This window comes from Nitrospira sp. Vd2, assembly GCF_979581665.1.
Window position 1 is genome coordinate 1 of record NZ_CEFZSK010000028.1, and the last position, 24,422, is coordinate 24,422.

The following is a 24,422-nucleotide window of genomic DNA, read 5'->3' on the forward strand; positions in this document are numbered from 1 at the left end:
GCGCTGTCGTGATAGTAGCCGGAGATGCCGAGGATATAGGTCGCCATGCTAGTCCTTTATCCCGTTAACAAGGAACGTACACCCCGAGGAATGAAGCCATACTAGGAGCTCTGGCCGCAATTAGCCAAGAGAAGTATATCTAACCCGAAGGTTGGCGGAGCATCGTGGCGATAAGTCTAACTAGGCTGCAGGCTGACCTGTGTACTTTGAATCGGAACAGAAAGACGGATTCATCGACGATCAGGACCTTACCTTGGACTCCCACATCGACTCCTGTTCCATGCCGGCCAGATCTACCAGGGCGGGTAGCGTGATGGTAAAGACCGTACCCATCTCGCCATTGGATGCCTCTAATCGTCCCCGATGCTCGGCGACGATGCTATAGCTCAAAAACAAGCCGAGCCCGCTCCCCTGCCCGGGTGGCTTCGTGGTAAAGAACGGTTCGAAAATGCGGGGAAGGACCGCCTCGGGAATGCCCGGGCCATTGTCGGCTACACGGATCACGACCCAGTCGCCGTCGACATCCCGCCGCGGTCGCGCATCGATCGTGATCCGGCCGTCCGCCCCCATGGACTGAATCGCGTCAATGGCGTTGTTCAACACATTCACAATCACGGATTCCAATCGCGCGCGGTCTCCGCGCACTGGAAGCGACAGAGAAGCCAGCTCAGCCTCGATTCGTACCTCGCGAGCCGACAGCCGCTCGCCCGCCACGGCCAACGCGCTCTCCACGACGGAGCGCATGTCGATCGGCTTGTGCGAGCAGGCCGATGCCCGGGACAGCGCCAAGATGCTTTGCGTGATGCGTGAAATGCGATCGGCTTGCGCTCGGACAGCGGCGAGGTCCCGAGCCAGGGCCTCCGGTACACCGAGTTCTTCGGCTTCGGCCTCGATACATTCGATGCGGTTCACCAGAATCCCCAACGGATTATTGATCTCGTGCGCGATGCCCGTCGCGACTTTGCCGAGCGCGGCCAACCGCTCGGAGGTCTCGAGCTTGCGCACATGCGCAGTCACCTCGGCGGTCTTCTCCTCGATCCGGCGCGCGAGATCACCGTTGAGCGACTCCAACTCCGCACGGGATGCCCGAAGACGCTCGGCCATCCGATCCATGGCCTGCGCCAACTCCTCGAACTCATCCCCGGTCTTGACCGGCAACGGTCCATGATACGTCCCGTTTGCGATCGCCTCCACGCCTTGCTTCAACGTTTGAATCGGCCGGGCCATGCGCGCCGCGACGTACCAGCCGAGTCCGGCGAGCAACAAAATCATGAAGAGCCCGATTAGGGCGAAGCTCCGGAGTTGCTCGTGGATGGGTGAAAAACTTTCTGACGGTTGTTGCCGAATGAAAATATGCCACCGATTGCCGGGGGACCCCAGGCCATGCACCGGAGCAAATCCCACCACCGTGTCCCGCGAGCCGTGCCCGTCATCCTCGGCAATGATCCACCCCGGTTCGTTCGAGACGATCAGTCGCATCAGCGCGTCGGGAATGCGATGCGCCTGGCGCGGCAAGATTGGGCACACCAAGGGCTGTCCCGTCGCACTGAACAGCATCGCATGACCCGTCTGGCCGATTCGGATCTGGTTGATCAGCGCAAAGAGCGGGTCGAACCGATAAGTCGCCTTGATGGCGCCGATTAGCCGGTGCTGGTGATCATCGAGAATGGGCACAGCAATATCGATGGTCTCCTCAGGCGAGCGGAACGACCCCTGGCGCGCTGGAATCATGTCGCTGATGAAGACGGCCGCCGTCCCGTCGCGCTGCAATGTCTGCCACCACGGTTGATCATTGAAGACATAGCGGTCGGGCTGAGAACTGGCCGCCACGAGGGCGCCATGTGTATCGGTGATTAAAATGCCCACCAGCTTGTCACCTTCTCCAACGACGCGCTCGAGCAGGTAGCGCGACAACTCGGAATGGACGATCTGCTCCGCCTCCCGGCTGCCTTGTTCCCATCGGCTCGCCCGCTCTTGGATGAAAGCGGAGATGGCCGCGTCGTTGCCCTGATATTGTCTATTGGCAAGCAAGACCGGTTGACGGACTCGCAGCGGCGCGGACGCCAACAGGCGAAGGCGCTGGACCTCGCCGTCCACGAGCATCGCGACCCGGTCGGCGGCTTGCGAGGCGATCGTCTGGAAATTTCCGCCGATGACCCGGCTCAGCGACCGCATTTCGGCCATGGAAGCCAACACGAGCCCGATCAGCAGCGGAATGCAGCCGACGAGCACGATCGCGACCACGATCCGTCCTCGGATCGTTCGTTGGGAACGGCGCCTGAACATCCCGGTCATTCTAGACGAGAGCAACGGGATTTCGAAAGAGAGGCGAGCGGCAAGAGATGGCCCAGCTTGCGCGGATGGTTCTGAGAGCTGCGCCGACGGAGTCAAACAGGTGGTCCGGACGTCGCGGCGCCTTCCACTTGGCGGGCGTACACAGCGCGGACGGCTTCGATCGTATCGGCCTGCTCCGGCAATTTGTCGGGGCGGTACCGTTTCACGCGGGCAAACCGCAGCGCGAGACCACCCGGGTAATGCGGGCTCGCTTGAATGTCATTGAAGGCAATCTCGACGACGAGTTCCGGACGCACGTAGACGGTCCACTCGTCGCGACCGATCTCGAGAGCCTGGAGTTTCTGCGTCTGCCAATCGAGCATCGCGTCGGTCATGCCCTTGAACGTCTTCCCGAGCATCACATAGCCGCCGTGCTCGGGATCACGGGCGCCGAGGTGGAGGTTGCTGAGCCACCCGCGACGGCGGCCATGCCCCCATTCAGCCGCGAGCACGACCAAATCGAGCGTGTGCGCGCGCTTGATCTTCAACCAACTGCTGCCCCGTCGCCCGGCCTCATAGCCGGCACCGGGCGCTTTGGCCATCACGCCTTCGTGGCCGCGACTCAACGCTTCATGCAAGAAGGCATCGGCCCGGGCTGGATCGTCGGTGACGAACCGCGGCGTCAGTGAGCCGCCGGGCACGATTTGCTGAAGCAGCTCGGCACGCTCCACGGTCGGGCGATCGATCAGGTCCTCTCCATCGACATGGAGGCAGTCGAAGAAGAACGGAGTGAGCGGCAAGGTCTGTCGCAGACGCTCGACGTCAAGCTTTCGACCGAACCGCCGCATCGTGATCTGGAAGGGATGGGGAATGCCGTCCGGCCGAAACGCCAATGCCTCACCGTCAAGAATCAGGGTGCGGGGCGGCAGCGCATGGACAATTGCCACCACGTCGGGCACCGAAGCCGTCACGTCGTTGAGCGTGCGGCTGAAGACGCGGATATCCTCGCCGTCTTTATGCACCTGGATCCTAGCGCCGTCCATCTTGTACTCGAACGCCGCCGGTGAGAATTGCGCGAGCGCCTCCGGGATGTCCTCGGCCGGCTGGGCCAGCATGGGATGCAGAGGGTTCAACAACTGGAGCTTGAACCGACCGAGACCCGCTTGCTCCTCGGTCAACGCGACCCGGGCGACAGCCGCCAGGTCTCCGGCGAGCATGAGCGCGCGGCGAACGTCGGATGCGGCTACGTCGCTTGCCCGGGCAATAGCCTCCACCATCACGCCCTCCAACGCCCCTTGCCGCAATTCACCGAGCATGAGGCGAACGAGGAAGTCCTGCTCCTCTTTGGTGGCCTTGCCAAACAGCACGCCGAGTTGTCGCTGCCGCTCCCGGCTCGACCCCGGCCCGGTCGTCTGCTGGATCTGCTCGCACGCCAGATCGACCTCGGCCAACGTCAACTCGCTCCGTCCGGCCGGCTCGACCGACCGCATGGCGCCGAGTAAGGCCGGACCGATGCCGATGTTGCCCTGCCGCAATTGTCCTGTGAGATACTGGACGCCGATCTCGATTTCCTCACCGGTGAGCCGCGTGAGGCAGTCGCGGAGATGACGGATCTTCTCCAACCGACTGGACGTGTCGGTGACCTGACGACTGCTGTGGACAAGATCACGGAGCAGCATGTTTTGTTTTGGCGCGACCTCCATCCGACGTTCAGCCCTCTGCCATGGCGCGCCAGGTAGTAGCCGGCTGTCGCACCGAACGCCGAAAGCACCGCGGGAGCCTTCGATGTCTCACCATCCCGGCCGGCGCGCTTCCTTATTATAAGGTGCCTGCGAAGCGCGGGGCACGGCCTTGGCCGCTCGGTTCGAACAGTGGTAGAGTGCGGCACTTTACAAAAAGACGCGGAAAGGATGACTCGATCATGAGGCGGCTTCTAGAAAGACCCGTTGCGCTCCTGCTTGCCATTGTCCTGTCTCCTCCGGCCTGGGCCGAGACGGCCACTGCATCGCGGTTTGCGCCGGCCATCGACAAGGCAAAACGGGCGACGGTCGGTGTACTGGATGCGGCCAGTGCCGAGCAGCCGGGACCTTCCCATTTCATCCCGGTCGGGTCAGGCTTTCACATTGGCGACGGCTATATCATTACGGCACGGCATGTGGTCGATCGCGACGAGAGTGGGCGCCCGATGAGTCCCAAGGATATCCGCGTCCTCACGACCGAACTGGACGAGCTGCCGGCGGCCTTGATCGGCGTGAATGCGTTCTTGGATATTGCGGTCTATCGCCTCACCGGGGATGCTTCGATCCTTCCGGCAGTGAAGTTTGCCGAGAAGGAACCGGACGCCGGCGAAGAACTGTTTACGATCGGCTATCCATTAGGCTGGGGACCGGCCGTCGGCTTCGGCCGGCTCGGTAACCCGAATACGTTCGTGCCGACCGTGGAGACCCGGTTGTTTCAAGTCGATCTGTCGGCATGCAGTGGCAACTCCGGCGGTGGGTTGTTCAACGGCAGTGGCGACATTGTCGGCGTGGTGCACGCGATTATTCAAACGGAAACGACTCAAGGCGATCGCCGGTGTAGCCGCTTCGCCTTTTCGGTGCCCGGCTCGCTCGTCCAGCGCATCGTCACCGCGCTCATTCAGGGCGGTCAGCCGGGCTTCTCGCGGCTCGGGGTGCAATTGACCGCGACGAAGATCGGGACACGATGGCGCGTGACGGTATCGGACGCAATGGGACCGGCGCTCGAAGGCGGGATTCGCAAAGGAGACGTCCTGTTGTCAATCGACGAGACGCCGATCACCGACGGCGTGCAGCTCAAGAACTTTTTGATCGAGCGCACGCGGCCCGGTCAACGCGTCGCGGTCAAGGTGCTCCGCGGACAGACGGAACAGATTCTCCACGTCACGCTCGGCAAATCGTAACCCGCTGTCGCGGGTCCGCCCAGCAGACGGCTCTGCCGTCTTCTGTGCGTCAGTCTTCCAAGCGCTTAGCCGCGCATCGGTTTCGCGTAGCTGCGCGAGAGCAATCCCATGAGCAACGCCTGATGGATCAGCTGCGCGACGTTTCGGACCTGCAGCCGACGCATCAAGTTGAAGCGGTGGACTTCGACGGTCCGGGCGCTGATGTTCAAGTGCGCCGAAATCTCTCGATTGGTGAGACCGTCGGAAATAAGCCGGAGAATCTCGGCCTGTCGTGGCGTCAACTGCACTTCTTTGGACCGCCAATCACGACTGCCATTCGGCCTTTCCACTGTTTTGTGTTGCGCCATCCGCTTACACCTCCTGTTTCAGCGTTCGCGTGCCTTGCAGTGTGGCCTAGAGAAAACCATTCAGAGTTGAGAGTCTAGAGGATAGCCATTACACTTACGTACCGGACAAACGTTTACGTTGTTCCCCTCGACGCGGGTTGTCACTAGGGCCGTCGAGGTACTTTGCACGTCGGAGGCGGTACAGGCCGCGCTCCACTCGACATCAAGTCATCATGGTTGAAAGATACCGCGCGGTCTTTTATCCTAGTCTGCCCGGAATGGGAAGATCACGATGCGTGGAACGGGACGACGAAAGAGTCGAGGCGGCGTGACGGCCCTGCGCTTGGTGGCCTTCGCCGGGCTGCTGACGTTCAGCGCCGGGCTCACCTACACCCTGTGGTCACCGGAACTCGCGCTGCCGCACGTCGCTGTGTCGACGAATCTCGCTGAGACCGCGGTACGCGACTGGTCCGGCTGCCTGCGGGAGGCAGCGGGGGAGGCAGGGGTCGACCCCGTTCTCCTTCGCGCCATCGTCCTCGTCGAATCCGGAGAACATCCGTATGCGTTCGGGTGGTTCGATGCGCAGGGCCTGCGCCGGACGATACGGCCTACGACCTATGCCGCGGCCGTCGCTCAATTCTCGGCGTTGGAGCGGCAGCACGTGCGCTTCGACGTGGGGCTCGCGCAGGTGAATAGTCGAAACTTGGCAATCCTGGAAGCCCGCACGGGCATCCCTCCCGTCCGGGCCCTCGATGCGTGCACCAACCTTCGGCTGGCCGGGATTATTCTCGGTGAGCAGATCAGACTCCACGGCAACACATGGCGCGCCGTGGCCGGCTACAACGGTTCCCTCGCCTACGTTCCCAAAGTTCACCGTTGGTATTGCACGGAGCTGCCCGAAGCCCGATCCTGCGGACGGACGATGCGATTATCCGAACTTCTCTGCGAGCCGCTGCCGATTGGGCAAACCGAGCGCTACTACAGAGTCTTCGCACGCCTGCGATAACAGCCCGATGATGCCCTCATGAGCGCATCATCGCTTCTAGCGCGTCAATGAGGGGGGCTTGCGCCGGCACGATTCGCTCCCTGGCGTCCTCAAGATCGAACCAGGCGGCCCGATCGACTTCCGGAAACGACTGCCATCGCCCTGACCCTGGCGGCCATTCCAACTCAAACGTATTGCTCCTGATCGAGTCCGGATCCGCGTCGCCGGCGAAGGCCCAGGCGCGCACGATCTTCCCACTCCGCTGCGTGATCGACGGCAACTCCACCAGCTCGCCGAAAGCCGTCAGTCCGGTCTCCTCCTGGAATTCCCGTTTGGCCGCCGCCATCGCGTCTTCCCCCGGCTGGTATTCGCCTTTGGGAATCGTCCATGCGCCCGCATCTTTTCGTTTCCAAAATGGGCCACCGGGATGGACCAAGAAGACTTGAAGCCGGCCCTCGCGCCGGCGATACATCAGCAGCCCCGCGCTCTGCTTCCCCATCGCGGCATTGTAGAAGAGAACGGCCAGGGGCGAAATACGGCTGGTACGTGGCGCACCTCCTATGGCAAGCTCACACCATGAATGCGTCGATGGATGAAACCCGGCCGCGCGGCCGCCCTCCACTGTTGGCCCTTTCCGTCATCGTCGGCACCATGCTCATCATTCCAGCCTTTCTCTATTCCGTCGCACCCGAAGAGCCACTGAAGGCGGGCGTCCTCGTGTTTGCGAGCGGCAAGCAGCGCGCCTATCTGACTCAGCCGGCGAGGTACGACGACCTCGGCTATAGCGGTGGTCCAAGGACGATCTCAATGAAATTGTTCGGAGACTCAGCCGGCGAGGTACGACGACCTCGGCTATAGCGGCACGTGCGTGCTCGAACCCGGCGATCCGTTAATGATTACGTCGGGACCGGGGGACGGCAATGGGAAACTGGTGGCACGGATCGAGGGTCGGACCAAAATGGAATTTCCCTTTTGCCCGCCCCAGGCGATCGTGATCGTCAGGCGACACCAAGTCATTCAGAAGTCTGGACTGTGGCAGGAACTCCAGAACACAGTCACGCATTTTGTGAAGCCTAAGTGAGCAGAGGATCGATTCTGGGGAACGGGCGTGCGCACGAGACGATCCTGACGGTGAAGAGATGGAAGATTGGCTGGTTTACCTCGCGGTGCTCCAGGTCCGCACGGCGAAACTGAGAACTAGATTGGGCGGGAGAGCGGTCATCAGCTCTTGACCTTGTCGGCGAATTGCTTCCTGAACTTCGCGACCTTCGGTCCGACGACGTAGCTACAGTACGGCTGATACGGGTTCCGCGCAAAATATTCCTGGTGGTAGTCCTCCGCCAGGTAGAAGCGCGCCGCGGGAACGACCTCGGTGACGATGGGTCGATCAAACAGCTTGTCTTTCGTCAGCGTGGCGATCACCTGGTTCGCAATATCCTTCTGCTCAGGCGAGTGGTAGAAGATCGCCGAGCGATACTGCGTCCCGACGTCGTTCCCTTGCCGGTTCAAGGTCGTCGGGTCATGAATTGCGAAAAAGATCTGCAAGACCTCGCGATACGACGTCACCGTCGGATCAAAGGTCATCTGCACCACCTCGGCATGCCCTGTCCGGCCGGTGCAGACCTCTTCATGGGTGGGATTGGCAACACTGCCGCCCATATAGCCTGATTCGACCGACTCGATTCCTTTCATCTGGTCGTAGACGGCCTCAAGGCACCAAAAGCAGCCGCCGGCCAATGTCGCGACCTCTCTCGCTTGCCTGTTTGTGGAATCTTGCACAGGGCCCTCAACACACGTCACTTTAGCATTCGATCGCTCACGATTGCACGGCTCACACTGAAGCCATACTATCCTTCGCTTTGCCTATCCCGTGGGCGACGAGCGGTCACGAGGCGACAGAGCAGGGCACCGACGGCGAGACCGGCAAGGAACGCGGCGCCCAGAAAGACCACTGAAGGCGGCCTGGCCGCGCGATGACGGCGGCGTAATCGCGCGGTTTGCGTCGGCCCAAGCCCCACGGTTCCTTCGGCACCGATCCATGCTTCCGGGGTCTGTCCCAACCATGCTTCAGTCACTTCCGGCTTCATGCTGTCCTTTCGGTCGTGGCGACGCGCTGACAGTCCTGATCCGTCACCAGCTCTTGGTCGCCTGATGTAAGGTGAGTGCATTGCCTTCCGGGTCCAACACGACCGCCATCCGGCAAACCGGCGTCGTCATCGGTCCGAGCTTGATACGATGTCCCTTGCGCCGGAGTTCCTCCGTCACGCGCTCAACATTCTCCACCTCCAGGCCGATCGAGGCGGCGTCACTTCTCGGCGAGCAGCCTTCCGCCATGGTCGTAATCGCAAACGTCGCCCCTCCCGGCAAGTCGTATTCGACCCACGCCTCTTGAAACACGCGGCTGGGACGGAGGCCGAGGTCGTTTTCGTAGAAGCGCCGCGCGCGTTGGAGGTCGGTGACCGGATACATTGCAAACGCCAGCCCCTTCACCATGGCGCCCTCCTTTCTGCTGTCCCGTTGGTCTGTCGATCGCGATTTAGGCCGGTCGGCCCTCCCACGGGAGTGCGCCACCGGGTAATTGGTCCGATTCACCGCCATCTTCGCCTGGATGGCGTCGAAGAGCTGAATGCCCGTCCGGTCGCAGAAGAGCAGCAGCGCGATGGCCACATCGGCGACTTCCGCCGCAATCCGCTCGCGTCGTTCGACGTCCTTCGTCGCCGCGTCCGCGTCCTGGTTGAACACCCATCGATACTCGGCGAGCAGCTCACCCGCCTCTGAGGCCACGGCCATGGCCAAATTCTTGGGATCGTGAAACGGCTGCCATTCCCGCTCGGCAACAAATTCACGGATCTCCGCCATCACGGCGTCCAATCGGTTCATCGCGCCTCGTCTCCGCGACTCGACGCGGCAGCGTAGCAAACGTAATCAAGAGGGTCAAACGCGGAGACGAGTTGCGCGGATTCGGCAGGCTCAGCGAACGGCAAGCATCGCTGCAACCTTCGAGAGCAGCACGTCGGGCATGATCGGCTTCTGTAGGAATGCACGAGGCCCTCGCTGGCTTGAGCTTCGAGAAGATCCGCGGTATAGCCGGACATGAATAGGACATTGAGGTGGGGGAACGCGGCGTGCAGCCGCTTGACCATCGCCGGGCCCGTCAGTTCCGGCATACTCACATCCGTAATCACGAGCCGGCATTCCCTGGCATGCCGACTGATCAGCTCGATCCCCTCGACACCGTTGGCCGCTTCGATCACCTGATAGCCAGCCCCTTTCAACAGCTCCACCACGAGGAGACGGACCGTCTGTTCATCCTCCACGACGGCCACCATGTGGCCTTGCTCTCCTGACGCGCGGCAAACGGTCTTCACCTCGTCCGAGTCGGCCGAGCGCGGAAAGTAGACCGTCAATCGCGACCCTTGCCCAACACGGCTCTCGACCTCGACGTACCCTTGGTACTGCTTGACGATGCCGTACACGGTCGCGAGCCCAAGACCTGTGCCTTTCCCGATCGGCTTGGTCGTGTAGAACGGCTCGAACATATGGGCGAGGGTCTCCTCATCCATCCCGTGGCCGGTGTCGGCAATGCTCAGGGTCACGTAACGACCGCGGTGTGCGCCGGGATGCGTCGCGACGTAGGCCTCGTCAAGGTCGACATTGGCCGTGCGGATCGTGATACGCCCACCTTCGGGCGTCGCATCGCGCGCATTGAGGATGAGGTTGACGATCACCTGCTCGAGTTGGACCGGATCCATACGGACGGTGCCGATCTCGCGTTCACACTCGATCACCAATTCCAGGCGTTCTCCGACCATTCCTCGGATGAGCGGTTCCATGCTCTGAATCGTCTCGTTCAGCCGGACAACGCGCTGCTCCAGCACCTGTTGACGGCTGAACGCCAGCAGCTTTTGCGTCAATGCCGCCGCTCGCACCCCCGCCTGCTTGATCAATTCCAACCGTTGGCTCCCGGGATGCGATCCGAGTTCGCGTAGCATCCGATCGCTATACCCGTTGATCACCATCAACAGATTGTTGAAGTCGTGGGCAATGCCGCCCGCCATCCGCCCGACCGCTTCCATCTTCTGAGCCTGCCGCAAGGCCTGCTCCAGTCGCTTGCGTTCGGTAATGTCGGTGATCGTTTCGATGACGTGGACCGCTCCGTCGGTCGTCACCGTTTTCGACCAATGCACCAACAGGTGCTGATCGTTCGGCATCGCGACTTCATTCGACGTGATCTCATCCGTCGCAAGGGCCTCATTCATGCGACAAAACCTGCACGGCGACGGCTGGCCAGCGATCGCTTCATAGCAGGGCTTCCCCGCAATGTTGCCGAATTGTTTGGCGCCGGTCTGATTTTGAAATTGCACACGATGGGTGTGGGGATCGATGACGGTGACGATGACCGGCTGAGAATTGAGCAGGCTCTGCGGATCATATCCGCCCGCCGTCGTTGGGCCTCCCGCCATCGGACCGCCTCCTGTGCTCGCTGTCGACTCTATCGGCCGGCGACGCCGGTTTCTTTAAGCATCACCTCGCCGAACTCACGTTCCTCGCGCCATGACGCCGGCACAGCGGAGGAAACACCGGATCGATGGCGCGCCGATATAGTGCGCCCAGCCATCGATATCGGCGACTAGCGCATCGACCGTCTCGAACGCACGAAGATAGGCCGCCACCGACCCGTGCCCCTCCGCCTTTTGCAACAGTCGTCGTGCGTTCCGCAGCGTGGCCATCACCTTTTTTCGATTGCGGATCATCCCGTTCGCCTCGAGCAGCTTGTCGACGGTCGAGTCGGGCCATTGCGCGACGGTACGAACAGCGAAATCGTTGAATGCCTTTCGAAATCAAGGGCCAGCGCGTCTTCACGATTGCCGGAGTGAACCGGGCCACGAAGACGGCGGCGGTCAACGCTTCGAAATATTCGTCATCGGTGTGCGGGCTCGTGCGTTCGAAGGGACACCAACACGGTGCACGCGAACGTGGTCGCGCCCTTTGCTTGCGTGCGCTGGGGACGTCGGACGATTCTGAAGATCTTTGCCGTTTCACAGGCCTACCGGCAGAACGACGTGGGATAGGGCGATCAGACGCGCAAAAATTCTGTTGCTATTTTGCGATAGCTGTTTGGGATTTACCACGGCGCGCCGGCCGGCGTGCCATAAACCCACTCATTGATCGACGAGAATGCGAGGGTACAAAGGCACATTCTTTGCTGGTCTTATGGTGTGACGATCACGGAGGCATCATGGATCTGCACAGCCGATGGATATGGTTTTCTCTGATCCTCGTCGCACCGCCCTTGCTCGTGGCTGGGGCTGTACTTGGCGATTGGCTGCGGGGAGGGACGACCTCTTCTCTCGTGCAATTCGACAACGACCGCTCGCGTCGCGGATACCGTCTCAGATAGTCGTCGCCGGCTCAATGTGTGCCGAGAACTTCAGGCCTCTCTCTAGTCACCGCTCCACAGTCTCTTGACGTTCCTCACAATCGGCGCCACCGGGTCCCAACGGCCGGAGCCGCTGACAATCGTGCGACCAGGCGTGGATGAACCACTTCCACAGCAGGGCGCCGGCAACATCCCGATCATGCTCACCGCTGATACGGCGAACGTCAGTCCCGGATAACACACCAAGCTCCATTCTCTCCTCATTGTCTCCGCGGTCCCTCTTATACGTAGGCGCCGCTCTGCTGTCTCCCACTCGCCCAATGGCAGTACGATGAAGTCATGTGTCGCCGTTTCCTGGTGCTGACCGTCTTGGTCGCGGGATGCCTCAGTGGCTGCGTGACCAATCCCTATACCGGTCGATGGCAACTCGAACTGATACCCGCGTCACAGGAACGCACGATGGGCCTGCAGGCGTATGAGCAGGTCGTCAACAGTCCGAAGATTCACATTTCTCAGGATCCGCGTGAGACGGAGCCAGTCCAGCGGGTCGCGGAGCGGGTGATCGAGGCCGCCAAGCGATCGAAATATGCCGAGACCGCTCAGCAATTCAAATGGGAAGTCGTCGTGATCAAGGACGATCAGACGCAGAATGCCTTCGCGCTACCGGGAGGAAAAATCGCCGTCTATACCGGTATTTTTCCAATTGCCAAGAACGAGGCAGGGTTGGCGGCCATTCTGGGGCATGAGGTGACCCACGCCCTTGCCCGGCATAGCGGAGAGCGGATGAGTCAAGGACTGCTGGCGCAGGCGGCGGTCTTCGGCGCAACGCTCGGCGCCGCAAGCCAAGGCTTCAGCCCGCAGATCGCGCAAATGGCAGGCGGCGCCTTGGCGAACTTTGGATTCATTTTGCCCTATAGTCGCAAGCACGAATCCGAGGCGGATCACATTGGTCTGCTCCTCGCCGCCGATGCCGGTTATGATCCCCATGAGGCGGTGCACGTCTGGGAACGGATGGAACAGATGAGTCAGGGACAGCCGCCCGAATTCCTTTCGACTCATCCGAGTCACGGTCGGCGTATCGCCCAACTTGAAAAATGGATGCCCGAAGCACTCGGCCACTATCATCCCGATCCGTCCATGTCCGTCGCCGACCTACCCCCTCTCACACCGGACCAATCGAGCCTGCATTCCTACGGCTCCCCATGACTGGCTGAACCGCACCCAAGCGGGTACAATAGCCGCAACGGTATGACAGCGTCACAGTGGTCATCCTCCAGCCCGATTTCGGACCGTCTCCGGCGCGGGCTCAAGGAGCTTCGTCACGGACTCCTGCGCCTCCACAAGGCGCTCCTCGATGCGGAACAGGTCACCTACGAGCGGATTCATGGCCGGGTCGGCTCGCCCGCTCAGCTCCTTCAACTCGTGATGAGCGACCCGTGGTTTGCCTGGCTGCACCCACTGTCGCATCTCGTCGTTCGGATCGACGAAATGCTCGAGGATGAGGAGAAGGCGACGTTGGAAGATGCGCAGCACATTCTCGCCGAAGTTCGCACACTCCTGAAGCCGTCCGAAGAGGGTGAGGGATTCGAGCGAAATTATTACGAAAACCTGCAGCGCGCGCCCGACGTTGTCCTCGCTCATGCGCAGGTAAAGAAGCTCCTCTCCATGGTCTCGGCCTAGGCTGCCTGCCACACCGTGCGCGTCACATTCCGCAGGGACGAACCCGCCCTATGGATCGCGCTACCTGTCCCGAAATCCGCTTGCGCATTCGAATTCGGCACATATACTTAAGACTAGGAGAGGAACGGCCGATAAAGGACATGAACGGAGACGGAAGGAGTTTTTATGGCACCTACCGCGGTTACCGCTAGCCCGACGGGCAATGTCGAAGGACATCATGACCTGGAGACATACTTGAACAAGGAGCTGAATCGGTCGATGCGGTACACCTCACCGTTGTCGCTGGTGATCTGCGAGCTCGGCGGCAGCGTGGAGTCGGAGTCTCGAGACAGCTTGCGCCAAGTCTTTGAAACAACCTGCAAGACTTCACTCCGTGGCTATGACTATGCGGCAAGCCTCTCACCGGACCGCTTTGCGCTCGTCCTGCCGGACGCCGACCGCTACAGCACTCTCGCCGTTGTCCAGCGGTTGAGGGAAAAATGTAACGAAAAGCTGCGGTCGTACCCGACATGGACGTTGAATATCGGCGTCAGTTGCTTCCCGTTTGACGGTGAAACGGTTGAAACATTGTTTGCGGCCGCGGTCCGATCGCAGGTTCAATATGGTGCAGGGACCGCCGACCTCTCCTAGCCAACCCGGCCGCGTTCCCCCGTTCGTCTCCTCTTCATCGCCGTTCCTTAGTAACTAGGTCCCGGCGGACGATTCCCTGTCGCGGGGGCCGGAGGAATGGGCTCGACGAGAAGACCCGGCTGGCGCGCATCGACCACCGGTGGCGGGGCCGTCCGCTTCTGGCTACGTTGGTCGGCGCAAGCCGAGAAGACAATGGCAATCAAGAACACAAGGCCGATGTTCATCATGGCACCCCTCTCGATGACGACTCTGAAGACGACCATCTCGCTCTCGTCAATCCACCACTTCGTCTGCCTCTAAACAGGCATAGCACTGGTCAAACTGAACAGAACCGTGTTCGCTACAAAAATGGCGTGAGCAGCGCCGGCATGAGAGAAACGTCATGCGCAGGCGATCTTCTGCTTCACAGAGATAACAGGCATGAGCCGTTTTGCTTTTCGGCATGAAAAAGATGCTACCGGAAGGGAGTGGGATTGAATGTCAGACGGTGGGAACGCGTGTCGCGACAGGAGAAGGCAGGAAAAGCGATGCCCCGACCGCCCGTCGGAAGGACGTGTCTCTCAGGCGCAAGCAGGTCGAAGAAGGAAAATCCGTTTACCGTTCCTGAGGGCGCTTTAAAAAATATTTAGCAGGATCGAGCGTCGCCCTTGAGCGGTCGGAGCTAACCGGCTCGAGAAACCTTCGGGTAGCTCTTTGGCAAATAGTTCCAAACGAGAGCCTGCCGGATGAGTTGGGCCACGTTCCGCACTTGCCAGCGTCGCATTAGGTTGAATCGGTGGACTTCAACTGTTTGCACACTGATTTTCAGCTGGTCGGCAATTTCGCGGCTGCGGTAGCCCTGGGTGATAAGATATAGAATCTCCTTCTGACGAAGTGTCAATGGCGGGGCGCTGCCGATACGAACGGCCACTCGTTTTCGTACCTTCGGTCGGCTCATAACTCCTCCTAGCATTTTCAGGTAGGGCAAAACCTAACATAATGAGCGGTCACGGCATCTACTGTCAGTTCAATGCTGAAACTCATGTAGGACAAAGACTATAGGCTGCATTGTCTGCCTGCCCCTACCTATCCTTAGACAGGAAGTACTGGTTAGGCTATTCTTGTGTTCATTCGTGACCGTGCAGGGCTGCAGCAGTACGGGCCTCCCTCATCGGCGACCGGCGATGGACCATCGACGGCACAGACGATATCCAGCGCGTTTTGATATGTCGTGGACCCGGGAAGGTGGCGGCGTCCCGGGTGAAGGCACTATTCAGGATCTCGGCGCGGGCGGCTGCCAGATCTTCAGCGACACGCCACCCTCGGTCGGCGATACTCTCCGGATTTGTCTGCACGTGCCGACCCTTCTCGCTCCTATTCATCGTCGATCGCTCGATTGTCCGTTGGCTGGTCGGTCGGGAATTCGGTGCGGAATTCTTGACGATCGGTGAGCTACAGCTAGCGGCCCTCGCTGGAGTTCTTCAAGACCTCGCGTCAACCTGCTCGCAACCGCACCTGGCTGGCTGATCGCGCCGGCCCTTTTCGTCGAGAGTTTGACTGCCTCAATTCCAACCGCGACGCATTTCTTATGACTGGCGGATCTCAAGCTTTTGGCTACACTTCTCCCGTTGTTGCTTGGGGTCGCGCATGTCGTGGGTCTCGCTATTTTTTGCGCTGGGGTTTCTCCTGGTGGCAATCCATGTCACCTCACTGCCCTCCTCGCCACCTGATCTCTCAACCGTCGCACCACACGATTCGTACGCGGCCCATGCTTCCATTGCCGCGGCCGCCGCTGAAGGGATTGCCGGTTGTCGCGAGGACGAATCAGCCTGCAAGACGCTCTTGCTCGCCGGCTTCGTCAGCGGCATGAGTCATCGGGCTGCCGACCGCTTGACCGTTCCACCGCAGCACCCGGCCGACACACTGGCTCGACAAGGTGGAGACCCCGAAGCCCTCGCCTTATTGTTGGCCACCCTGCTCGATTATCAGCGGATACCCGCTTACCTCGTCTTTTCATGGCCTGATGCCTACGTTCTCGCTTGCGGCATTCCACCGGAAGCAATAGAACATGTCATTCGTCGGGATCGGTCTCATTCGCCCCCCATTGATCGTGGATCCGGCCAGGGGGAACCGGGCGCCGTGACGAACGTGACGAATTTTCTCACCTTTCAAGTGGCCGATGAACCGTGTGTCCTTCTCGATCCTTCAAGTGAACGCGGCCTCGCCACACTCCCCTCGCTCGCCGCTTCAGTTCGTCATGGCATCTCGCTCGACGGTCGTCGCCTGGCAGTCACATATCTTCGTCCGACCGAAGCGGCCGAGAAACCCGAGCATGTGACGCTGCCCGAAGGACACTCATAAGGTCGAAGAGCGAACGAAACGGCGTGGAGAGACCTACGACCACCGGTGATGACCGGCGGGGACGACACAATTTGGCTGGTGAATCGAGGAGCGATCGAATTGGCGGATCAGATCAGCAGAGGGACGGCGGACGCTAGGCCGGCGGACTCGTTTCGCTCCGTTCTCGAACCGCAGGGATCGGCTCAGCACGCCTGAGCGAAAGGGCTGCAAGGAAACGGTGCAATTGCTGCAGCTGTGCCGGCTCCAATCGAATGAATTCCAGCCCCATATCGTAGCCGACCTGCCAGCGAACGATTCCCTGAACGCCCAACAGACCATGGCGGGGCAAGAACAAGGTGAGTACAAGTTCGACGCCGACGTCCGTGGGAGCGGGCGTGCGGATCTTACATCCGCCCATCCCGATGTTTTCGACGATGCCGTCGCCGCTCTTACATGAGCCCGCGCTTTCCCAGGTGGCAAGAAAATGTGTCGGAAAGCGACGCTGTTGACGGAGGTCGGGCATTGAGCACCTCTGCCTTTTTATCGGTGATGGACACGAATATCTTGAGAGGCACGATGACGGGAGGGCGAGAGGCCGTGCACGATCGGCGCGCGCAAATTTTAGTAGTGACTGTCACCTCGGCATGAGTTAAGATTCGGTCCGCATTCCAAGTCACCCGGTCTGAGCAGAATGGTTGTCGTGAGGAAAAGCAAGATGCGCAACATCGTCATCGTCATCGGTGCCGTCACCCTGTGGACCTCGGTCGGGGTCGCCGCCGAGCCCTCGGCACGAGACCTGTCGGCTGAAGCACAACGCGAATGCAACCTGGGACGACAGGCCATGGAGCGCACGACCCGCCTGGCCCATTTCGAGAAGAGCCAAGCACTCGCCGAACGAGCCGTGAAGCTCGATGAACGGTCGGCTGAGGCACATTTCGCCCTGTTTTGCAGCTTGGGCGAGCAAATGCGAATCGACGGGGAAACCTTTTCGACGTCCTCCGTGCTCGGATTCCGCCGAATGATGAAAGCGTTGGATCGGACGCTTCAGTTGAACCCCGAGCATCTCGATGCGCTCTCGTCCAAGGGCACGTTTCTCGTCCGGCTACCGGGTCTCTTGGGCGGGGATGCCGCCAAGGGAGAGGAGATGCTGCGCCGGGTGATTCAACGAGCGCCGACTGCAATCAATGCGCGCATGACGCTCGCTCGGAGCTATGCCGGTCGGGGCCAGACACATGAAGCGATGATGCTCGCCTCCGAGGCCTTGCAATTGGCGGAAGCAGAAAACCGATTGGATCTGCTTCCGGAAGCCCGAACTCTCGTCTCAGAATTACGAGATCGGTACGGCGAGCGCCGAGCCGAGCGTTAGCCGATTGTCCTCCGCTCTTCACGCCTGGCAGACTTTGAACGATGTTGTACGGGGGTCCCGCCGGATTGCGCCGGCGCCTCTCCAGCCGCCATCACACCATTCGCTATAGGCCCCTTCGTCGCTGATCAGCGCCTCTTGGCTTCAACGCAGCACCCTCGAGACATTGCTTGCCGCCACCGACCGCCTCGCCGATCAGCTGCTCGATCAGTCGCTGGACGTGCGTCTGCCGAACACTGGGCGGTCCACCTGGCACCCTTCAGCTCGATTTCACGATGAAGCCGTACTCAATCCACCGCCTGCTCTTGACGGTCTCAGGTAGCCGGTCGTTCTGGCATGAGCCGTCCGCCCGGCGGATGATCCGCCGCCATCGACTCTGCCTGCGACCGCCGAGCGGGTCTCGATCTGCATCGAATGAGTAGACTCCAGGCGTCATGGCTCCATCGCGGGCGCCCGTTGCCGGCATAGGTCTGGAGGACCGCCGTCGCCTCGTCCAGGGCACGCTCCGCGACCCGCGCTTCCCGCTTGTTGTAGGAGACTCGGTTCTTGGCCGCAATGACCGCGCTTTGCGCACGGAGTATCGCCAACCACTCCTCGACCTCCAGAACCTCGGCCTGCACGATCAACGGCACAAAGGCATCGATGATCGATTCCTGTTCAGGCGGCATCGCCCGGTCTCGAGGCGACAAGCACCCACGCATCAATGCCATCTGATTGAGTAGGTGCGCGCGAAGAAACTGGGCCCGCTTCACCCGACGCCGCCGCTCGCGCTCGTGCGGCAAAAATCCCAGAATCAGCGCCACGACGGCCGCGCTGCCTGTCGACGCAGCCACGGCGAGCAATGCAAACGTTCCACCGACGCAATCCATTCTGCCTCCCTCTCGGCAACCTTTGTATACCGGGCTGTAGGTAACAGCTTTTGAGAACCAAAGCAAATGAGCATCTCGCCGTATTGCCGTTGCGACTTTGACGGCCATCGACCTCGGTGCTACGGTAGTCAGGCATGCGACGCACGTCGGCTCACCATCCGAAGACCATCCTCGTGGTCGACGACGATCGGGGCATCTGCGGCGTCATGTCCGTGCTGCTACAACAGGCGGGCTATCGTGTCCTTCGGGCGCTCGACGGAGAAGAGGCGCTGAACGTAAGCTCTCTGTACGCGGAACGAATTGACCTGCTGATCGCCGACATCGCCATGCCGGGAATCAGTGGGCCGAACTTGGCGCGGACGTTGAAACAGAACCGCCCCGACCTGCGGCTCCTATTTATTTCCGGATTGGTGAGCGAACAGAACTTTCAGGGTGTGCTTGGCGGAGCGTACTTACGGAAACCTTTCCTGCCGCGCGTATTCTTAGAAAAAGTCCGCGATCTTCTCGCCGTCCCATCCGATCATGAAACCGAAGATCGCGCCAAAACGCGGTCATTGTGACGGATCAGACCGTCGGGGGAAATCTCCCGGCTGGTGATCGTCGCGCACGAAATACCGTTCCATCTGCTCCCGCAACGCTTCTGAAGTAAACGGCTTGATGAGATACGCTTCCGCCCCTTGCTTGACCGTCTCGACCGCCAGCTGTGGCTGCCCGCTCATGACGATCACCCGCAGATCATTCTGAATCCCGCGAAGCTGGGCCAGCACGTGAAGGCCGCTCGTTTCCGGCAGCATCATATCCAGCAGTACGCCGTCAAACGATGACTGTTGGACCGCTTCAATCGCTTCACCGCCCGTCGAGACGGCGCAGACGCGATAGCCATCCGACTCCAAGAGTCGGCGTACGACGGCCTGCGTTTCGCGACCATCCTCAACGAGCAGAATTTCGCGCCTCATACATCCCCAGCTTGCGACCTCCAGCCGATCTGCTTAGGTTTGCTCAATGCCATAGGGCCCACCCGTTGTCAACGAGGCTGAATGGCCCTAGGACGAGGATGGCACGCGCGGCGAGTGTTCTACAATGCGACGGGAATGGTCGCATGATCGACACGGACCTGCACGGGCCTTACGCCTCGTCCAGATGTTGAACATTGTGTAAGGTGGTGCCGGCGCGGCTGCTTCATACCTCGAATGAGGCGGCGCGTGCGTGAGATCATTGCCTCCGCACAGCACGTAGACAACGTGCCGAACACAATGAGCGATATGCCCGCAAGGAAAGTCCGTATCCCAGCCGAGGCTTGCCGATGATCGAATCGACCTTCCTGTTCCTGCCGGGCGTCGGGCACATCACGGAGCGGAAATGGTGGCGTGATGGGATCGAGACGTGGCACCACTTCCTGGACACGAATCGCATCAGCGGCATGAGTGGGGAGCGGAAAGCCTTGTACAATGAGCGAGTGGCGGCCGCCCAACAGCATTACGTTGAGCGGGACGCCCGGTTCTTCGGCCGGCAGATGAAGGCTCGAGACCAATGGCGTCTGTACGAATGGCTCCGCGGCTCTGCCGTCTATCTCGATATTGAAACGGCCGGCCCGTCCGGAGATGTGACGGTCGTCGGCCTGTATGGCCGCGGGACAATGACGAGTCTCGTCGCGGGTGATACGCTGACCGAAGACCGGTTGTCGGAGGAATTATCCTGTTATGAGCTGATCCTGACTTTTTTCGGGTCTGGCTTCGACCTGCCCTGTCTCCGCGCCCGGTACCCGCGGCTTCGTCTGGATCAGCCTCATATCGATCTCTGCTTTGTGGCCAAGCAGGTCGGACTCCGAGGTGGATTGAAATCGATCGAAAGTCAGGTCGGCATCGAGCGCACGGCTGCGCTGCAAGGATTGGATGGTTGGGATGCCGTCCGATTATGGACGCGCTGGCGCCACGGTCGAGACGCGGAAGCCCTCGATCTCCTCTTGGCGTACAACGAAGCAGACTGCCGGAACCTTGAGCCGCTGGCGGATTTTCTCTACTGTGGCCTGGCACGACAGTGCCGTGGCGATCTTTTTCCCCGCATCAGCTAGGCACTACGCTTCCTGGGCGGCGTGCCACCCCGAGCTCCGGGCTTATCCTGTTGTTGCTATCGCCTCCTGCTGAGGCGTCAGCTCAGTTCAATGCGGCGGTAGAGAGCTTCGACATCCTCCCGACGCATGTCTTTCGGCGAATAGAACCGCACTTGATAGAGATCGAAGAGGCGAGCTTTGGCGGTTGGGTTGCCCTTCCGTGCCTGCTGGATCAACTTCCGGCGGCGTTCGAATTCCTCCTGTTCTTCCTGCGCGATCATTTGTAGACGACTCTGCATGATCACCTCCATTTGAATGAACGGACGTGACGAGAACCTGCGGCACGGCCACTCCGGCGTAATCAAAGACCCGCGCGAGGGTCCGAAAGGAGAGAGACGGCATTCTCACGGTTTGGAATGCCTGGAACGTGTTCGCCGGTCTTCACCGGAATGCAACTGAAACCGAAAACCACGCGCAGGATGATATGTAGGTTTATGATGAAGCTCAAGATCGGCAAACCACCTACATGTTTTGTAGTGCCGACATGATGGCGCGGCATTCACCGACAGACGCTCTGGCCCGGCTCGGTCGATAATGTTGTTCATGTCGTAGAGGAGACCTATCATGACATGTCCTCGTTGTGCCGGATCGATGATGCCGCTCGACCTTCATGACCACGAAGGAACGTACTTGACACTGCCCGGCTGGCGATGCATCGCGTGCGGAGAAGTACTGGATCCGACGATTCTCGCCAACCGTCGCCGCCGTACCGTCATGCGAAGCCCGGCCGCGCGGCCTCACCTGCAAGAAGTACGGACCTCGTAACGGGCAGGCTCTCCACCAATACGGTGCCGGGCTGACAGCCCGGCACGCCGCAACTTTCTCGCAAGCGCTCAGCAGATGTGGCACCACGGCCAACGCGATCGCTCGTCGTCTCGAAACCGGCGCTGCCGCTCGTTCGATCCCGATCAATGCCCTCATGACTGTAAGCATCGGAACTAGGGCCGACTGCGGACCGCTCGCACAGCACAATTGTACTTTCACCGATAGTTGGCTCCACGCCACGGCGGTACAAGCGAGTATCCTGAGGAAATGGACTGCCTATGAAACGGGACGGATCGTCTTCGTCAACGGGACCACGAGACCGCAAACAGGAACGCCGACGCCCGGAAGATCTCACCCCGAGGGAGCAGGAGATTCTTCAGCTCATTTGGTCCGGTCTCCGCAATCGAGAGATCGCGGCCCGGTTAAAGATCAGCGTCAAGACCGTTGAAGCGCACCGCGCGACGATGATGAAGAAAGTCCGGGTCACCAACACGGCTCAATTGCTCAAAGCGGCCATCCAAGAGGGGATGATTCACGTGGCGTGAGTCGCGCCAGTGGCCCCGGTGGTCTCAGAATCCCGTGCCCGACCTCCCTCCGTGCTCCCTCACGCCTGCCCCGTCTGTTGGGTTGTCAGCAACTCGTCGATTGCCGCTCGCAAGTCTCGCAGGCGCACCGGCTTTTCGAAATACACGGTCGCGCCTCGCCTCAACACTTCCTCGCGGATCCTGTAATCGCCGAACCCTGTCAGGACGATGATCGGAGTGGTTGGCAGCTGATGACGGAGCAGCGTGAGAAAATTGAAGCCTCCGCCCGGCATGTGAAGGTCCGTAATCGCCAGCGCCACGGTGCGACCTTCCATCCGCTCGAATGCTTCGTAGGCGTTGGCCGCCTGAATGACGCGATAGCCGAGGGGTTCGACTCCGTCCGCCAGGAGTTGCAACATTTCCACGTCATTCTCGACAATGATGATCGCGTCCATCGCGGGTTTCCTCGGTTATACTGTCCAGATGGACATCGAAGCGGAAGTTCGTGCCCTTCTGGGCGCCACGCGCGTGGGAATGTTGGCGACCCTCGGGCCCAACGGCCCGCTCGCATCGGCAATTCCCTTCGTGGCGCTGGAGGGCTGGCAGACTCTCGGGATTCATGTCAGCACGCTTGCCGCACATACCCAACGCTTACGGCACGACCCGCGGGTATCTGTGCTCGTACTTGAAGCGGACCAGCCTCAGCACAATCCCTTGGCGCTCAAACGACTCGTGCTCCAAGGGCGGGCCTCGATCGTCTCCTCGGACCATCCGCAACACGACTTGATCACGGCCGGCTTCCTTGCTCGTTTTCCCGATGCCAGGATCACGCTTGGCCTTGGTGATTTTCAGTTCTGGACGCTTTCCATGGACCGCGCGCAATTCATCGCGGGATTCGGTCGAGCCTATACCGCGTCCGGCACCGCTCCAAATCAGTGGGTGCATCAAGGACGGCCCGACTCCACGCCGTAGCAGGTTCGAGGGCCGTGGCTCTTCATCGCAGCCGATTCTTTACAGGACTGCTCGTCGTCATCGGCGTCACTTCCACTGTGATGATGATGCCGTTTCTGCACGCCCCTGCCATGGGTGCGTCCGAGCGGCTCACAATGGCATCACACCTGGTTGAAGAAGGTGACCGCCTCGCGACCGACGGTCGGGAGCGTGAAGCCCTGGAACGGTTTCTCGCCGCACACGTGACCCTCCAACGTCTGCTGTTCGACTCATTCGTGGGCGCGTTGTATCGGAGCATGCAGGGAGAGGCGGGAGACGAGACGCCGATGTCCGGGGAGGTTGCCGATGCGGCGACCCTCCGCAACCTCAATCTCTCCAAGCTATGGATCGTCCTGGACCCTGATGACCGCGCCTTCGAGTTGAATCTCGAACGCGAACGCGCGCAGGTCATCCGGCAGTTCCCTTCCTTCAAGACCCCGGAATCCGCAAACGGGCTCGAGGCGTTTCTCCACCGGCTCTATCCAGAGGATATCGGCGGCGAGCGGCAGATGAACGCGCTCCGTGACGGAACCTTGCCGTCATCGAAACGATGGGAGCGCTTGGACCACGCCCAGAGGGCTCCTTAAACGGCATGCCGTGTCGCCGGCGCCCGCTCCAAGCGCAGGCGCGCGGTTCCTCCCCCCGAGCGGATCACGAGCACCGCTTCACCGCGCTCCTCCCCCTCATCGACAATGTGACGGACATCTTGAATCGTCACTTGCCGATGTCCTTGCGGGACATGTGGGTCGGTCAGGGTGATGGTGAGAGCCTCCGAGCCGCGATCCACCGTCAACGCGAGCGCGTCCAACGGCAGCCGTTCGGGCGATTCGCTTCCGGCGCTTTCGACCCGCACCAGCCAGCCATAGTGATGCTGGCTGTACAGATCGAGAAAGGCGGGCCATCGGTCCCTGGGTATCTGAGTCGCCAAGCGGCACCACCAGCGATCGACGTCGGCATCCGGTCGGGAGACGGTGGGGTGGCTTAACGAGCCGTCTCTTCGCCGGCTTTCTCAATGGAGATCGCGCGGCCCTGAGGCGTAATGCGGCTGCTGATCCGGTCGCCGGGTTTCAAGTCGGTATCTCCGGTCGTCCCTTCATCGATGAAGAGCCGTACATCCTGCCCGTCCCGGTTGCGAATGATGTAGCCGCGGTCGTCCAGCCGCAGGACTTGTCCTTCGACCATCCGCATATTTGCCGCTTGACCGGGATTGACTGTGGGATCGGCGATCCCCGTATCTTGTCGTCCACGACTTTCCTCGCGGGGGCCGGTTGTGGGATGGGGGGGTTG

At 60.7% G+C, this 24,422-nt stretch carries 33 protein-coding genes and 1 pseudogene; 15 read left to right on the plus strand and 19 right to left on the minus strand.

Going from position 1 to position 24,422, the window contains the following annotated elements:
- Positions 1 to 240: 240 nt before the first annotated feature.
- Positions 241 to 2,244, minus strand: coding sequence for a sensor histidine kinase (locus AC1U7K_RS11670; RefSeq protein WP_480251494.1), 2,004 nt, complete (start codon positions 2,242 to 2,244; stop codon positions 241 to 243).
- A 143-nt stretch (positions 2,245 to 2,387) separates the two neighbouring features.
- Positions 2,388 to 3,953, minus strand: coding sequence for an ATP-dependent DNA ligase (locus tag AC1U7K_RS11675; protein WP_480251537.1), 1,566 nt, complete (start codon positions 3,951 to 3,953; stop codon positions 2,388 to 2,390).
- 242 nt (positions 3,954 to 4,195) lie between these two features.
- On the opposite strand from AC1U7K_RS11675, the gene AC1U7K_RS11680 reads away from it, so the two are divergent.
- Positions 4,196 to 5,194 carry a S1C family serine protease gene (locus tag AC1U7K_RS11680; protein WP_480251495.1) on the plus strand — a complete coding sequence of 333 codons (999 nt, stop codon included), beginning with the start codon at positions 4,196 to 4,198 and terminating at the stop codon, positions 5,192 to 5,194.
- A gap of 65 nt (positions 5,195 to 5,259) precedes the next feature.
- On the opposite strand, the gene AC1U7K_RS11685 is transcribed toward AC1U7K_RS11680, so the two are convergent.
- Entirely contained in the window at positions 5,260 to 5,541 is a 282-nt protein-coding gene (locus AC1U7K_RS11685; RefSeq protein WP_480251497.1) for a LuxR C-terminal-related transcriptional regulator, read from the minus strand.
- A gap of 307 nt (positions 5,542 to 5,848) precedes the next feature.
- Between AC1U7K_RS11685 and AC1U7K_RS11690 the strand changes: the two genes are divergently transcribed.
- Positions 5,849 to 6,526 (plus strand): transglycosylase SLT domain-containing protein, encoded by a 678-nt coding sequence (locus AC1U7K_RS11690; RefSeq protein WP_480251498.1) that lies wholly within the window; start codon positions 5,849 to 5,851, stop codon positions 6,524 to 6,526.
- 16 nt (positions 6,527 to 6,542) lie between these two features.
- On the opposite strand, the gene AC1U7K_RS11695 is transcribed toward AC1U7K_RS11690, so the two are convergent.
- Complete coding sequence (locus AC1U7K_RS11695) at positions 6,543 to 7,004, minus strand: NUDIX hydrolase (protein WP_480251499.1); 462 nt, start codon at positions 7,002 to 7,004, stop codon at positions 6,543 to 6,545.
- An 89-nt stretch (positions 7,005 to 7,093) separates the two neighbouring features.
- Between AC1U7K_RS11695 and AC1U7K_RS11700 the strand changes: the two genes are divergently transcribed.
- Positions 7,094 to 7,363 carry a hypothetical protein gene (locus tag AC1U7K_RS11700; protein WP_480251501.1) on the plus strand — a complete coding sequence of 90 codons (270 nt, stop codon included), beginning with the start codon at positions 7,094 to 7,096 and terminating at the stop codon, positions 7,361 to 7,363.
- 363 nt (positions 7,364 to 7,726) lie between these two features.
- Here AC1U7K_RS11700 and msrA read toward each other — a convergent pair whose 3' ends face one another.
- The 6 genes and pseudogenes from msrA to AC1U7K_RS11730 form a co-directional block, all read right to left on the minus strand.
- Positions 7,727 to 8,284 carry a peptide-methionine (S)-S-oxide reductase MsrA gene (gene msrA, locus AC1U7K_RS11705; RefSeq protein ID WP_480251503.1) on the minus strand — a complete coding sequence of 186 codons (558 nt, stop codon included), beginning with the start codon at positions 8,282 to 8,284 and terminating at the stop codon, positions 7,727 to 7,729.
- A gap of 68 nt (positions 8,285 to 8,352) precedes the next feature.
- On the minus strand, positions 8,353 to 8,592 hold the full coding sequence (locus AC1U7K_RS11710) for a hypothetical protein (RefSeq protein ID WP_480251504.1): 240 nt from the start codon (positions 8,590 to 8,592) through the stop codon (positions 8,353 to 8,355).
- Between the two features lie 43 nt (positions 8,593 to 8,635).
- Positions 8,636 to 9,385, minus strand: coding sequence for a VOC family protein (locus AC1U7K_RS11715; protein WP_480251505.1), 750 nt, complete (start codon positions 9,383 to 9,385; stop codon positions 8,636 to 8,638).
- Complete coding sequence (locus AC1U7K_RS11720) at positions 9,382 to 10,968, minus strand: ATP-binding protein (RefSeq protein ID WP_480251507.1); 1,587 nt, start codon at positions 10,966 to 10,968, stop codon at positions 9,382 to 9,384. The genes AC1U7K_RS11715 and AC1U7K_RS11720 overlap by 4 nt, the downstream gene beginning before the upstream one ends.
- A gap of 75 nt (positions 10,969 to 11,043) precedes the next feature.
- Positions 11,044 to 11,334: pseudogene (locus AC1U7K_RS11725) on the minus strand (DNA-3-methyladenine glycosylase I); the annotation flags it as partial.
- A gap of 618 nt (positions 11,335 to 11,952) precedes the next feature.
- Complete coding sequence (locus tag AC1U7K_RS11730; protein ID WP_480251509.1) at positions 11,953 to 12,138, minus strand: hypothetical protein; 186 nt, start codon at positions 12,136 to 12,138, stop codon at positions 11,953 to 11,955.
- Between the two features lie 86 nt (positions 12,139 to 12,224).
- Between AC1U7K_RS11730 and AC1U7K_RS11735 the strand changes: the two genes are divergently transcribed.
- The 3 genes from AC1U7K_RS11735 to AC1U7K_RS11745 all read left to right on the plus strand — a co-directional run bounded on the left by AC1U7K_RS11735 (position 12,225) and on the right by AC1U7K_RS11745 (position 14,195).
- Positions 12,225 to 13,091 (plus strand): M48 family metallopeptidase, encoded by an 867-nt coding sequence (locus AC1U7K_RS11735; RefSeq protein WP_480251510.1) that lies wholly within the window; start codon positions 12,225 to 12,227, stop codon positions 13,089 to 13,091.
- A gap of 42 nt (positions 13,092 to 13,133) precedes the next feature.
- Positions 13,134 to 13,565 carry a hypothetical protein gene (locus tag AC1U7K_RS11740; RefSeq protein ID WP_480251511.1) on the plus strand — a complete coding sequence of 144 codons (432 nt, stop codon included), beginning with the start codon at positions 13,134 to 13,136 and terminating at the stop codon, positions 13,563 to 13,565.
- 165 nt (positions 13,566 to 13,730) lie between these two features.
- The gene (locus tag AC1U7K_RS11745) at positions 13,731 to 14,195 is read left to right on the plus strand and encodes a diguanylate cyclase domain-containing protein (RefSeq protein WP_480251512.1); all 465 of its coding nucleotides are present in this window, start codon (positions 13,731 to 13,733) and stop codon (positions 14,193 to 14,195) included.
- Positions 14,196 to 14,242: 47 nt separating this feature from the next.
- Here AC1U7K_RS11745 and AC1U7K_RS11750 read toward each other — a convergent pair whose 3' ends face one another.
- Together AC1U7K_RS11750 and AC1U7K_RS11755 are read right to left on the minus strand one after the other, a co-directional pair.
- Positions 14,243 to 14,458 (minus strand): hypothetical protein, encoded by a 216-nt coding sequence (locus tag AC1U7K_RS11750; protein ID WP_480251514.1) that lies wholly within the window; start codon positions 14,456 to 14,458, stop codon positions 14,243 to 14,245.
- 398 nt (positions 14,459 to 14,856) lie between these two features.
- Entirely contained in the window at positions 14,857 to 15,132 is a 276-nt protein-coding gene (locus AC1U7K_RS11755; RefSeq protein ID WP_480251515.1) for a LuxR C-terminal-related transcriptional regulator, read from the minus strand.
- Between the two features lie 226 nt (positions 15,133 to 15,358).
- Between AC1U7K_RS11755 and AC1U7K_RS11760 the strand changes: the two genes are divergently transcribed.
- Both AC1U7K_RS11760 and AC1U7K_RS11765 read left to right on the plus strand, forming a co-directional pair.
- Complete coding sequence (locus AC1U7K_RS11760) at positions 15,359 to 15,625, plus strand: PilZ domain-containing protein (RefSeq protein WP_480251517.1); 267 nt, start codon at positions 15,359 to 15,361, stop codon at positions 15,623 to 15,625.
- Between the two features lie 196 nt (positions 15,626 to 15,821).
- Positions 15,822 to 16,535 carry a hypothetical protein gene (locus tag AC1U7K_RS11765; RefSeq protein ID WP_480251518.1) on the plus strand — a complete coding sequence of 238 codons (714 nt, stop codon included), beginning with the start codon at positions 15,822 to 15,824 and terminating at the stop codon, positions 16,533 to 16,535.
- Positions 16,536 to 16,668: 133 nt separating this feature from the next.
- On the opposite strand, the gene AC1U7K_RS11770 is transcribed toward AC1U7K_RS11765, so the two are convergent.
- Entirely contained in the window at positions 16,669 to 17,037 is a 369-nt protein-coding gene (locus tag AC1U7K_RS11770; RefSeq protein WP_480251520.1) for a PilZ domain-containing protein, read from the minus strand.
- A 192-nt stretch (positions 17,038 to 17,229) separates the two neighbouring features.
- Between AC1U7K_RS11770 and AC1U7K_RS11775 the strand changes: the two genes are divergently transcribed.
- Positions 17,230 to 17,880 (plus strand): hypothetical protein, encoded by a 651-nt coding sequence (locus AC1U7K_RS11775; protein WP_480251521.1) that lies wholly within the window; start codon positions 17,230 to 17,232, stop codon positions 17,878 to 17,880.
- A gap of 311 nt (positions 17,881 to 18,191) precedes the next feature.
- Here AC1U7K_RS11775 and AC1U7K_RS11780 read toward each other — a convergent pair whose 3' ends face one another.
- Positions 18,192 to 18,746, minus strand: a complete 555-nt coding sequence (locus AC1U7K_RS11780) for a hypothetical protein (RefSeq protein ID WP_480251522.1) — start codon at positions 18,744 to 18,746, stop codon at positions 18,192 to 18,194.
- Positions 18,747 to 18,880: 134 nt separating this feature from the next.
- Between AC1U7K_RS11780 and AC1U7K_RS11785 the strand changes: the two genes are divergently transcribed.
- On the plus strand, positions 18,881 to 19,306 hold the full coding sequence (locus AC1U7K_RS11785) for a response regulator transcription factor (protein ID WP_480251523.1): 426 nt from the start codon (positions 18,881 to 18,883) through the stop codon (positions 19,304 to 19,306).
- Here AC1U7K_RS11785 and AC1U7K_RS11790 read toward each other — a convergent pair.
- On the minus strand, positions 19,298 to 19,702 hold the full coding sequence (locus tag AC1U7K_RS11790; RefSeq protein WP_480251524.1) for a response regulator: 405 nt from the start codon (positions 19,700 to 19,702) through the stop codon (positions 19,298 to 19,300). The two genes, AC1U7K_RS11785 and AC1U7K_RS11790, sit on opposite strands and share 9 nt — an antisense overlap.
- A gap of 347 nt (positions 19,703 to 20,049) precedes the next feature.
- On the opposite strand from AC1U7K_RS11790, the gene AC1U7K_RS11795 reads away from it, so the two are divergent.
- Positions 20,050 to 20,817, plus strand: coding sequence for a ribonuclease H-like domain-containing protein (locus AC1U7K_RS11795; protein ID WP_480251526.1), 768 nt, complete (start codon positions 20,050 to 20,052; stop codon positions 20,815 to 20,817).
- A gap of 77 nt (positions 20,818 to 20,894) precedes the next feature.
- Here the strand turns inward: AC1U7K_RS11795 and AC1U7K_RS11800 are convergent, their stop codons facing one another.
- Positions 20,895 to 21,095, minus strand: a complete 201-nt coding sequence (locus tag AC1U7K_RS11800) for a hypothetical protein (RefSeq protein ID WP_480251527.1) — start codon at positions 21,093 to 21,095, stop codon at positions 20,895 to 20,897.
- A 325-nt stretch (positions 21,096 to 21,420) separates the two neighbouring features.
- On the opposite strand from AC1U7K_RS11800, the gene AC1U7K_RS11805 reads away from it, so the two are divergent.
- Complete coding sequence (locus AC1U7K_RS11805; protein WP_480251528.1) at positions 21,421 to 21,621, plus strand: hypothetical protein; 201 nt, start codon at positions 21,421 to 21,423, stop codon at positions 21,619 to 21,621.
- A 278-nt stretch (positions 21,622 to 21,899) separates the two neighbouring features.
- Complete coding sequence (locus AC1U7K_RS11810; RefSeq protein ID WP_480251529.1) at positions 21,900 to 22,166, plus strand: response regulator transcription factor; 267 nt, start codon at positions 21,900 to 21,902, stop codon at positions 22,164 to 22,166.
- Positions 22,167 to 22,225: 59 nt separating this feature from the next.
- On the opposite strand, the gene AC1U7K_RS11815 is transcribed toward AC1U7K_RS11810, so the two are convergent.
- Entirely contained in the window at positions 22,226 to 22,600 is a 375-nt protein-coding gene (locus AC1U7K_RS11815; RefSeq protein WP_480251531.1) for a response regulator, read from the minus strand.
- Positions 22,601 to 22,628: 28 nt separating this feature from the next.
- On the opposite strand from AC1U7K_RS11815, the gene AC1U7K_RS11820 reads away from it, so the two are divergent.
- Both AC1U7K_RS11820 and AC1U7K_RS11825 read left to right on the plus strand, forming a co-directional pair.
- Positions 22,629 to 23,117, plus strand: a complete 489-nt coding sequence (locus AC1U7K_RS11820; protein ID WP_480251532.1) for a HugZ family pyridoxamine 5'-phosphate oxidase — start codon at positions 22,629 to 22,631, stop codon at positions 23,115 to 23,117.
- Between the two features lie 14 nt (positions 23,118 to 23,131).
- Positions 23,132 to 23,722, plus strand: a complete 591-nt coding sequence (locus tag AC1U7K_RS11825; protein ID WP_480251533.1) for a hypothetical protein — start codon at positions 23,132 to 23,134, stop codon at positions 23,720 to 23,722.
- On the opposite strand, the gene AC1U7K_RS11830 is transcribed toward AC1U7K_RS11825, so the two are convergent.
- Together AC1U7K_RS11830 and AC1U7K_RS11835 are read right to left on the minus strand one after the other, a co-directional pair.
- Positions 23,719 to 24,063, minus strand: a complete 345-nt coding sequence (locus AC1U7K_RS11830) for an FHA domain-containing protein (protein ID WP_480251535.1) — start codon at positions 24,061 to 24,063, stop codon at positions 23,719 to 23,721. The two genes, AC1U7K_RS11825 and AC1U7K_RS11830, sit on opposite strands and share 4 nt — an antisense overlap.
- 53 nt (positions 24,064 to 24,116) lie before the next feature.
- A partial coding sequence (locus AC1U7K_RS11835) for a hypothetical protein (RefSeq protein ID WP_480251536.1) occupies positions 24,117 to 24,422 on the minus strand: 306 nt, incomplete at its 5' end.